The 9,955-nt window shown below is 61.3% G+C and carries 9 protein-coding genes; 7 read left to right on the forward strand and 2 right to left on the reverse strand.

The window, feature by feature from the left end:
• The 3 genes from JWQ61_RS00055 to JWQ61_RS00065 form a co-directional block, all read left to right on the forward strand.
• The coding region (locus JWQ61_RS00055; protein ID WP_304358703.1) for a transporter substrate-binding domain-containing protein at window positions 1–252 on the forward strand (252 nt) is incomplete at its 5' end.
• Between the two features lie 23 nt (window positions 253–275).
• Window positions 276–1,964, forward strand: coding sequence for a 5-guanidino-2-oxopentanoate decarboxylase (locus tag JWQ61_RS00060; protein ID WP_304358704.1), 1,689 nt, complete (start codon window positions 276–278; stop codon window positions 1,962–1,964).
• Window positions 1,964–3,418, forward strand: coding sequence for an aldehyde dehydrogenase family protein (locus JWQ61_RS00065; RefSeq protein WP_304358705.1), 1,455 nt, complete (start codon window positions 1,964–1,966; stop codon window positions 3,416–3,418). Before JWQ61_RS00060 ends, JWQ61_RS00065 begins: the two co-directional genes overlap by 1 nt.
• A 1-nt stretch (window position 3,419) precedes the next feature.
• On the opposite strand, the gene JWQ61_RS00070 is transcribed toward JWQ61_RS00065, so the two are convergent.
• On the reverse strand, window positions 3,420–4,550 hold the full coding sequence (locus tag JWQ61_RS00070) for an ABC transporter substrate-binding protein (RefSeq protein ID WP_304358706.1): 1,131 nt from the start codon (window positions 4,548–4,550) through the stop codon (window positions 3,420–3,422).
• 330 nt (window positions 4,551–4,880) lie between these two features.
• On the opposite strand from JWQ61_RS00070, the gene JWQ61_RS00075 reads away from it, so the two are divergent.
• The 3 genes from JWQ61_RS00075 to JWQ61_RS00085 are packed head-to-tail and all read left to right on the forward strand — an operon-like array spanning window position 4,881 to window position 7,272.
• The gene (locus tag JWQ61_RS00075; RefSeq protein WP_120236839.1) at window positions 4,881–5,129 is read left to right on the forward strand and encodes a FeoA family protein; all 249 of its coding nucleotides are present in this window, start codon (window positions 4,881–4,883) and stop codon (window positions 5,127–5,129) included.
• An 11-nt stretch (window positions 5,130–5,140) separates the two neighbouring features.
• A complete protein-coding gene (locus JWQ61_RS00080) occupies window positions 5,141–6,979 on the forward strand; it encodes a ferrous iron transporter B (RefSeq protein ID WP_304358707.1) in 1,839 nt (612 codons plus the stop codon).
• The gene (locus tag JWQ61_RS00085; protein WP_304358708.1) at window positions 6,976–7,272 is read left to right on the forward strand and encodes a DUF6587 family protein; all 297 of its coding nucleotides are present in this window, start codon (window positions 6,976–6,978) and stop codon (window positions 7,270–7,272) included. Before JWQ61_RS00080 ends, JWQ61_RS00085 begins: the two co-directional genes overlap by 4 nt.
• A 144-nt stretch (window positions 7,273–7,416) precedes the next feature.
• Here the strand turns inward: JWQ61_RS00085 and JWQ61_RS00090 are convergent, their stop codons facing one another.
• Window positions 7,417–8,376: a sugar-binding transcriptional regulator gene (locus tag JWQ61_RS00090; protein ID WP_304358709.1), complete on the reverse strand. Its 960-nt coding sequence runs from the start codon at window positions 8,374–8,376 to the stop codon at window positions 7,417–7,419.
• A 329-nt stretch (window positions 8,377–8,705) separates the two neighbouring features.
• Between JWQ61_RS00090 and JWQ61_RS00095 the strand changes: the two genes are divergently transcribed.
• Window positions 8,706–9,955, forward strand: a 1,250-nt coding sequence (locus JWQ61_RS00095; protein ID WP_304358710.1) for a sugar ABC transporter substrate-binding protein, incomplete at its 3' end; no start/stop codon positions are given.

The raw sequence follows: 9,955 nt of genomic DNA on the forward strand, positions 1-9,955 counted from the left end.
TTCCTGTCGGGCCAGACGCAGCTGATGGTAGTCGGCAACGATGTCGGCGCCACCATCATGGCCAAGAATCCGGCTGCCGGCATACAGCAAAAATTCCAGCTGTTCAGCTCGCCCGATCACGTCGGCTTCAACAAGAACGAAGCGCGCCTGACGCAGCAACTCAACCAGGCCATCGTGCAAGCCAAGAAAGACGGCAGCCTCAACAAGATTTCGCAAAAATGGCTGCGGCTGCCATTGCCCGCCGATCTATAACGCAACACCATCGCTGACAAAAAATGAAACGACTTGAAAGTACTGAAATAGGCAAGACCGGCGACACCGGCACGGGATCGCTGACGATTGCCGACCCGGCAAGCAGCTGTGGCGAAGTGTTGATCAAGCTGCTGGAAAATTACGGGGTCGAGCTGGTGTTCGGCATTCCCGGCGTCCATACCGTGGAACTGTACCGCGGCCTGGCGCAGTCTGGCCTGCGCCACATCACGCCGCGCCACGAACAGGGGGCCGGCTTCATGGCTGACGGCTATGCGCGGGTAAGCGGAAAGCCCGGTGTCTGTTTCATCATCACCGGCCCCGGCATGACAAATATCGCTACCGCCATGGCGCAAGCCTATGCCGACTCGATCCCGATGCTGGTCATTTCCAGCGTCAACGCGCGCCGGCATCTGGGCAACGGCAACGGCATGCTGCATGAGTTGCCGTCGCAGCGCGGCGTGTTTGCCGGAATGACAGCGTTCTCGCATACCTTGATGAGCCCCGAGGAACTGCCTGCGGTATTGGCGCGCGCGTTCGCCGTGTTCGACAGCGCCCGACCGCGTCCGGTCCATATCGAAATTCCTTTGGACGTGATCGTCGCTCCTGCCGCGCATCTGTCGATCGCCGCGCCGGCGCGCAGCGCGAAACCTCATGCCGACCCGCGCAGCGTAACCGGTGCGGCAGCTATGCTGCAACAGGCCAAACGCCCGCTGATCCTGGCCGGCGGCGGCGCCGTCAACGCCGGCGCTGAACTGCAGCAACTGGCGGAACGCTTGCAAGCCCCCGTCGCGCTCACCATCAACGCCAAGGGCCTGTTGCCGCCTCGGCATCCGCTGCTGCTCGGCTCAAGCCAGTCTATCGCGGCGACCCGCGCACTGGTGTGCGAAGCCGACGTGGTGCTGGCGATCGGCACCGAACTCGGGGAAACCGACTACGACACCGTGTTCGACGGCGGCTTCCGCATCCCCGGCAAGCTGATCAGGGTCGATATCGACGCCCAGCAGTTGGCGCGCAACTATCCGGCGTCGCTGACGCTGCTGTCGGACGCCGCCAGCGCATTGCAGGGATTGTTGCAGCAGCTGCCAGGGCAAGTTCAGCACAATGTCTTATGGGGCAGCAGCCGGACCGCCGCCTTGCGGCGCGAAGTCGACGCCAGCCTCGATCATCCGGCGCGCATGCAGCACCGCATGCTGGAGGTGGCGGCAAGCGTACTGCCGGATGCGATCTGTGTCGGCGACTCTACCCAGCCTGTCTATACCGGCAATATCACCTTTGACGCCGCGCAGCCGCGCAGCTGGTTCAACTCCTCGACCGGATACGGCACGCTGGGTTATGCGCTGCCGGCTGCGATAGGCGCCAAACTGGCCGTGGCCGGCAGGCCGGTGCTGTGCCTGATCGGCGACGGCGGCATTCAATTCACCTTGCCGGAACTGGCCAGCGCGGTGGAAGCCGGCGTGCCGGTCATCATCCTGCTATGGAATAACAACGGCTACGGCGAGATCAAGAAATACATGGAAAACCGGGCTATCGAACCGGTCGGCGTCGATATCTACACGCCGGATTTCCTGGCGATTGCGCGCGGTTTCGGCTGCATTGCGCGGCACGTGGCGACAGCGGCGGAACTGACCGACGCCCTGCAACTGGCGGCATCGGCCAGCAGGCCAACCGTGATTGAAATTTCAGAAATCGAATGGACTGGCCAGGAGCAATGATGTTGAACCAACTGCCGCATCAACTATACATCGCGGGCCGCTGGCGCAATGCGCGTTCCGGCCGGGTGGAAACGGTGTTCAATCCTGCTACCGAAGCAGCGCTGGCCGATGTCGCCTTCGGCGCGGCGCAAGATGTCGACGACGCCGTCACCGCAGCCGCGGCTGCCCAGGCAGCCTGGGGCAAGAGCTCCGGCCGCGAGCGCGGCGCCTGTTTGCGCGCCATCGCCCATGGGGTTCAACAGCAGCAGGAACAGCTGGCGCAGCTGCAAACCGCCAACAATGGCAAACCCCTGAGCGAAGCGTTGATCGACGTCGGCGATGTGATCGCCACGTTCAGTTATTACGCCGAACTGGCCGAACAACTCGATGACCATCAGGACCAGCCGGTGGCGCTGCCCAGCGCCGGCTTTAACGCAACACTGCGGCATGAACCCTGCGGCGTCGCGGCCCTGGTCGTGCCTTGGAATTTCCCGATGGTGACCACTGCATGGAAAGTGGCGCCGGCGCTGGCCGCAGGCTGCACGGTCGTGCTCAAGCCGTCCGAGATCACGCCGCTGCCGGAGCTGGCGCTGGCGGCGATCATCGATCAGGCCGGATTGCCGGCCGGCGTCTTCAACCTGGTCACCGGCGACGCCGAGGCCGGCGCGGCGCTGGTTTCCCATCCGGCGGTACGCAAGGTTTCCTTCACCGGCAGCACCGCAGTCGGCCAGACGGTGATGAAAACAGCAGCGGACGACCTCAAGCGGATCAGCCTCGAGCTGGGCGGAAAATCGGCGGCGCTGGTGTTTGCCGACGCCGATATCGAACTGGCGCTGGAGATTGTCTGCGGCGGGATATTTTTCAACGCAGGCCAGATGTGCTCGGCCACCTCGCGGCTGCTGGTCGAACGCAGCATTGCCCAGGATTTCACGGCGCGCCTCAAGCTGCGCGTCGAATCGATCAAGGTCGGCGATCCGATGGATCCCGCAACCCAAATGGGTCCCTTGAGCAGCCGCCGGCAGTATCAGAAAGTGCAGCAATACATCCAGCAGGGAGTGGCCGCCGGACTTAAGCTGCTTACCGGCGGCACGCAGCCGCCAGACATGGCCAAGGGATATTTCGTGGCGCCGACGATCTTCGCCGACGTGCCCGTCGACAGCCCGCTCTGGCGCGAGGAAATCTTTGGTCCGGTACTGTGCATCAATACTTTCGACAACGAACAGGAAGCGGTCGCGGTCGCCAATCAAAGCGAGTACGGCCTGGTAGCAACCGTATTGACTTCCGATCCCGAACGCGCCAACCGCGTGTCGGCGGCGCTGGAGGTAGGCCTGGTCTGGGTCAACAGCCCCCAGGTAATTTTTCCGCAGGCTTCGTGGGGCGGCATGAAAAAAAGCAGCCTGGGCCGCGAACTCGGACCCTGGGGCCTTCACACGTTTCAGGAAATAAAACACGTGGTCATGGCGGCGCCCGGATAAATCAGTGCAGGAACCTGCCGCTCTTGGCGACCATGGTCAGGTCGACGAATTCTGAGCCGTTATGGTTGCTCGGGCTGAAGGTGACAAAATAGCCGCCGGCGTCATAATGGTTGATGGTTTCCAAGGCCTTGACCAGGCTTTCGCGCGACAGGCTGCTGCCGGCGCGCTTGAGGCCTTCCACCAGCACCTTGGCCGCGATGAAGCCTTCCATGCTGACGTAATCCCACTCTCTCTTGCCGTCTTGCAGGTAGTACTTGCGGTATTCCTTGACGATGCTGTTGACTTCATCCCAAGGGGCTGGCATCACTTGCGCAATTTGCACCCCGCTGGCGTCCTTGCCCAGCGCATTCACCAACTGCTGGCTGCCGACGAAGGAAATATTCCAGAACGACGGCGGGCTGCCGGCCGCGATCATGGCTTTGATGAAGGCCGCGCTGGAGTTGTAGGCCGAGACCATGATCACCGTCTGCGGCTGGCTTTGGCGGATCTTGGCGACGGCGGCGCTGACATCCACGCTGTTGCGCTCGACTGTGCCCAGCCCGGCAACCTCGATGCCGCGCTTCTTCAGCGCCCGCGTCACACCTTCCAGGCCGGCCTTGCCATAGGCGTCATTCTGATAAAAGACCGCAATCTTCTTCAACGACAAGGTGGTGATCTGCTGCACGATTTTTTCAGTCTCGGCGAAATAGCTGGCGCGGATATTGAAGATGTTCCGGTTGAACGGTTCGCGCAGCGACTGGGCGCCGGTAAACGGCGCGAAGAACGGCACCTTGGCCTTGGTCAAGGCTGGAATCGAGGCATTCGAGGTCGGCGTGCCGACATAACCGAACAAGGCCAGCACGTCATCCTGTTCGATGAACTGCCGGGTATTCGCCGCCGCCCGGTCCGGTTCATAACCGTCGTCCAGGGTCTTGAGGATGATTTTCCTGCCGAACACGCCGCCGCTGGCGTTGACCTGGTCGAAATACGCTTGCGCGCCGTCATGCATGCCCTTGCCCAGTTCCTTGGCAGGACCGCTGAACGCAGCCGATTGCCCCAGAGTGATGGTGGTGGCGGTGACGCCGCTCTCTGCGCGGCAGAATGCGCTTGCCAGCAGCAAGGATGACAGGACAAGAATTTTATGAAGTCGCATACGGAATCCGATTGTTCGTTTAAATAAGTTACTTATATTGCAAATTCGACTGCAAATTCGCCACATCCGATGTTAGCGCTACCGAAAACCATCGAAGAATTTGTTGCGGCGCAGAAAATTGCGCCAAGTAAAACGCAAAGGGAGCAATGCTGTCAAGCAAGCCACACTATTTTTTTCCAACCAGCAAGGTAATAAAGTGGCATCCAGGCAAGATAAGCGAAAAACTTAGCAAGAATGAAGCCAAGCCAGCATGGTCGCCCTTGTTTTGTTCGCCAAGCCGCAGCCGTGAATGTATATATAATGAGAATGATTATTGATCATGGCTTTTGTATGAGACTTTGTGATTTGACGCCGTTTACGCCCGCAGTGATTGAATATGTAGAAGACGTGCTGGAGCAGGACCCGATCGCCAAACGCTTGCGCGAGCTTGGTTTCGTCCATGGCGAAGCCGTGAGCCTGGTGGCGCGCGGCCCGGTCGGCGCCGATCCGCTGATGATACAGATCGGCTTCACCCGTTTTGCCCTGCGTCGCGCCGAAGCGCACCGGGTCCACGTCAACCCTGCTAATCCAGCGTCCTGAATCCCGGCATCATGTCTAGCGCTTCCTCCCTCCGCATCGCCCTGGTCGGCAACCCCAATTGCGGCAAGACCGCCCTGTTCAACCAGTTGACCGGCAGCCGCCAGAAAGTGGCGAACTACGCCGGTGTCACGGTAGAGCGCAAGGAAGGCCGTTTCACCGCGCCCTCCGGGCGTGTGTTCCAGCTGCTCGACCTGCCGGGCGCGTACAGCCTGGAAGCGACCAGCCCGGACGAGATGATCACCCGCAAGGTCTGCCTCGGCCAGATGCCGGGTGAAGCGCTGCCGGACCTGGTGGTCTGCGTCGCCGATGCAACCAACCTGCGCCTGCACCTGCGTTTTGTCTTGGAAGTCAAACGGCTGGGCCGGCCCATGGTGCTGGCATTGAACATGATGGACGCTGCCCGCAAACGCGGCATCACCATCGACCGCGAAGAGCTGCAGCGCCGCCTTGGCATTCCGGTGATTGAAACCGTGGCGGTGCGCAGCGGCGGCGCACGCGAACTGATCCAGCACCTGGACCAGGCGGGCGCGCCGGCGCAGGCAACCGGCGGCGTCGACGACGATTTGCATGCCCAGGTGCGCAGCATGCTGGCGGCAGCCGTGACCATGCCGCGCAATACATCGATGATCGACGATGCCATCGACCGCTGGGTGCTGCATCCGGTGTTCGGTCTGGCGCTGCTGGCGGCCATCATGTTCTTCATTTTCCAGGCGGTTTTTTCCTGGGCGCAGCCGCTGATGGAAGGCATCCAGGCCGGCGTCGGCGCAGTCGGCGCCTGGGTCGCCGCAGCCTTGCCGGAGAGCCTGCTGCGCAGCCTGATCAGCGACGGCATCTTCGGCGGCCTGGGCACGGTGCTGGTGTTCCTGCCGCAGATCCTGATCCTGTTTTTCTTTATCCTGGTGCTGGAAGAATCCGGCTACCTGCCGCGCGCCGCCTTCCTGCTCGACCGCATGATGTTCAAGGCGGGACTCACCGGCCGTTCCTTCATTCCGCTGCTGTCGAGTTTTGCCTGCGCGATTCCCGGCATCATGGCCACCCGCAGCATCCAGGACCCGCGCGACCGCCTGACCACTATCCTGGTGGCGCCGCTGATGACGTGCTCGGCGCGGCTTCCCGTGTACACCTTGCTGATCGCCGCCTTCATTCCGAACCGCAGCGTGTGGGGCCTGTTCAACATGCAGGGCATCGTGCTGTTCGTGCTGTACGTGGCCGGCATCGTCAGTGCGCTGGCCGTCTCCTGGATCATCAAGCGCGTGCGCCAGGACAAGAGCGAGCATGCATTGCTGATGGAACTGCCGTCCTACCGTTTACCCGGCGCCCGCAATATCGCCATCGGCCTGTGGGAGCGGGCGCTGATTTTCTTGCGCCGGGTCACCACCATCATTCTGTCGCTCACAGTGCTGCTGTGGTTCCTGTCGACCTTCCCCGGCCCGCCGCCTGGCGCAGCCTTGCCAGCCATCGACTACAGCCTGGCCGGCCGCATCGGCCATTTGCTGGAATACGTGTTTGCGCCTATCGGCTTTAACTGGCAGATCTGCATTGCACTGGTGCCCGGCATGGCGGCGCGCGAAGTGGCCGTATCGGCGCTGGGAACCGTGTATGCCATGTCCGGCAGCGAAGACGCGATCGCATCGCAGCTCGGGCAGGTGATTGCGCATCAATGGTCGCTGGCGACTGCATTGTCGCTGCTGGCCTGGTATGTGTTTGCGCCGCAATGCATGTCGACGCTGGCGGTGATGCGGCGTGAAACCAATTCCTGGAAGATCGTTGCGGTCGCCACCGCCTACCTGTTCGGCCTGGCTTACCTGGCGGCTTTCCTCACCTATCAGATTACGAGGTTGCTGACATGACGCCGTTTCTCGTGATCCAGGCCATCGTGATCGGCGTCGCCGTAGCCGCCAGCCTGGTCTATGCCTGCCGGCGGCTGATGCCGGCTACCAGCCAGCGCTGGCAGGGAGCGCTGGCAAGTTCCCTGAGTAACGCCTCGCGGCCTGCGGCATTGCGCGCGATCGGCAAGCGTTTGCAGCCGGAGGCCGCGGCGGGAGGATGCGATAGCGGATGCGGCTCGTGCGCCACCGGTTGCGGTTCGGCGTCGTCGGCGGATGAGCAGCCGCTGCAGTTCCATGAACGTGCGCGCGAATAATCGATCTGCCCGCTGTTTCTTTTCATGCCAGCGCATGTACTCCGTAGGCCGTTAAATAGGGTCAGAGTCAAATTATTCAGGCCGTTAATCAGGGTCAGAGTCGAATTAATGTTTGAGAATTAATTCGACTCTGACCCTAATAAACTACTCGTCCTGCAGTGCGTAGCGTGCGCAGTATTCATCGGTGATCAGGCCCGACCACCACCCGCCGCGCAGCACCGCGCGGATTGCTTCTGCCTTCTTGACGCCGCCTGCCATGCCGATCACCGGGCGCGTCGGCGGCGAAGTCAACGGCAGGCTGGTGACGCGGTCTTCCAGCGGCGATGCGATCAGGCGGCCGTCGCCGGCGATGGCGTGGCCGATCATTTCTCCCACTGCCCCGTAGCCCTGCAATTGCGCGACTTCTTCAGCCGTGATGAAGCCATCTTCGTGCATCGGACAGCCGGGCGCGATGGTGCCGACGCCGACAAAGGTGACGTCGGCATGCTGCGCCAGGTCGGCCACGATGCGATATACCCGGTGGCTGCACCACTGGCGCATGTCTTCGGCATTGTCGGCCACCAGCGGCGCTGGCAGGAAAAAGAAACGGGCCTGGATCTTGTCGGCGGCGGTAAGCGCCACGTCGTAGCGATTCGATGAACCGTCGGCCGCAATCGCCCCCACCATCGACACGATCCGATGCTGCGGCCGTTCCATTTCGGTGACGGCTTCCAATACAGCCTTCAAGGTCCGCCCCGAACCGACATTGACCACCAGCGGCGTCTCCTGCTGCAGATAGCGTTCCATCACCTCGGCGCCGACCACCGCCAGCATCTGCTGCACGCCGGCGTCGTCGACCACGTTGTCGCCCGCCCCCATGCTCGGCACCACATGGCATTGCTCAAGGCCGTAGCGCTGCTGCAAAGCGGCTGCCAGCTCCAGGCAAGTCGACACCGGATGTTCCACCCTGACCTTGACCAGCCCCGATTCGCGCGCATAAGCCACCAGCCGCTGCGCCATCTGGCGCGAGATTCCCAGGTGATCGGCGATTTCGTTCTGGGTATTGCCGGCCACGTAATACATCCACGCCGCACGCGCGGCGAGGTCCAGTTTTTCATTTGCCATCTGATTTCCTTTTTTGGGCAGTGCCCGGCATGCGTCTGCGCAACATGCATCGCCTGGGCCGCTACTGCCTTGTTTTTGGCATTCGACCCAGGAATTGTCCCAGATAGTGCAATGCAGCAGAACTAAATCTTGACACGCTTTGAATCATGCATGATTATTTGCTCAACGAAAAGTCTTTTGCTCGATATTTGAAACAGCAAGACATGATGCAAAAGACAACGTTAAAGAATTTTCCGGGCGACCCACAATCAACGCCGCCTGAGAAAGTGATAACGCGAAGCCGCGCAAGTCGGCATGGCGTATTAATCATTCCTACAATGGAGACAAACATGAAACGTCGCAGCATTCGCGCAAGCTCGTTTTCAGCCGCCCTGGCCCCACTCAGCCTGCTGGCTATGTTCTGCGGCAGCGCCTGGGCCGCACCAGTTACCGTGAACATCGCAACGATCAACAATCCGGACATGATCGAACTGCAAAAACTCTCTACAAATTTCGAAACAGCCAACCCCGACATCAAGCTGCGCTGGGTAGTGCTGGAAGAAAACGTGCTGCGCCAGCGCGTCACCACCGACATCGCCACCGGCAGCGGCCAGTTCGACCTGATGACCATCGGTGCATATGAAGCGCCGATCTGGGCCAAGAAAGGCTGGCTGGCGCCGATGGAAGGCTTGCCTGCCAACTACGACGAAGCCGACCTGATCAAGACCGTGCGCGAAGGCCTGACCGAAGGCGGCAAGCTGTACGCGCTGCCGTTCTACGCCGAAAGCTCGATGACCTATTACCGCAAGGACCTGTTTGCGGAAAAAGGCTTGAAAATGCCTGAGCACCCAACGTTCCAGGATATCGCCGGCTTCGCTGAAAAGCTGACCGACAAGCAGAACGGCATCGCCGGCATCTGCCTGCGTGGCCGCGCTGGCTGGGGCGAGAACATGGCGCTGGTCGGCACCATGGTGAACACCTTCGGCGCCCGCTGGTTCGATGAAAAATGGCAGCCGCAGCTCAACTCGCCCGAGTGGAAAAACGCGGTCACTACCTATGTCGACCTGCTGCGCAAATACGGCCCGCAAGGCGCCACCTCGAACGGCTTCAACGAAAACCTGGTGCTGTTCTCCAGCGGCAAATGCGGCATGTGGATCGACGCCACGGTGGCGGCCGGCATGATCTACAGCAGCAAGGAATCGAAAGTGGTCGGCAAGGTAGCGTTTGCGCCATCGCCGGTAGCGGTCACGCCTAAGGGTTCGCATTGGTTGTGGATCTGGTCGCTGGCGATTCCGAAATCGTCGAAATCGCAGGACGCCGCCAAGAAATTCGCAGCCTGGGCAACTTCCAAGGAATACGTGCAGCTGGTCGCCAAGGAAAAGGGCTGGGGGCTGGTGCCGCCAGGCACCCGCATGTCTACCTACGCTTCGCCTGAGTATAAAAAGGCCGCGCCCTACTCTGACTTCGTGCTGAACGCGATCCAGTCGGCGGACACCAAGGACGCCACCCTGCAGAAAGTGCCTTACACCGGCATCCAGTTCGTGACGATTCCCGAGTTCCAGTCGCTGGGCACGGTAGTCGGCCAGGCGATTGCCGGCGC

The sequence above is a fragment of the Collimonas fungivorans genome, from assembly GCF_028292705.1.
Classification (GTDB): domain Bacteria; phylum Pseudomonadota; class Gammaproteobacteria; order Burkholderiales; family Burkholderiaceae_D; genus Collimonas; species Collimonas fungivorans_B.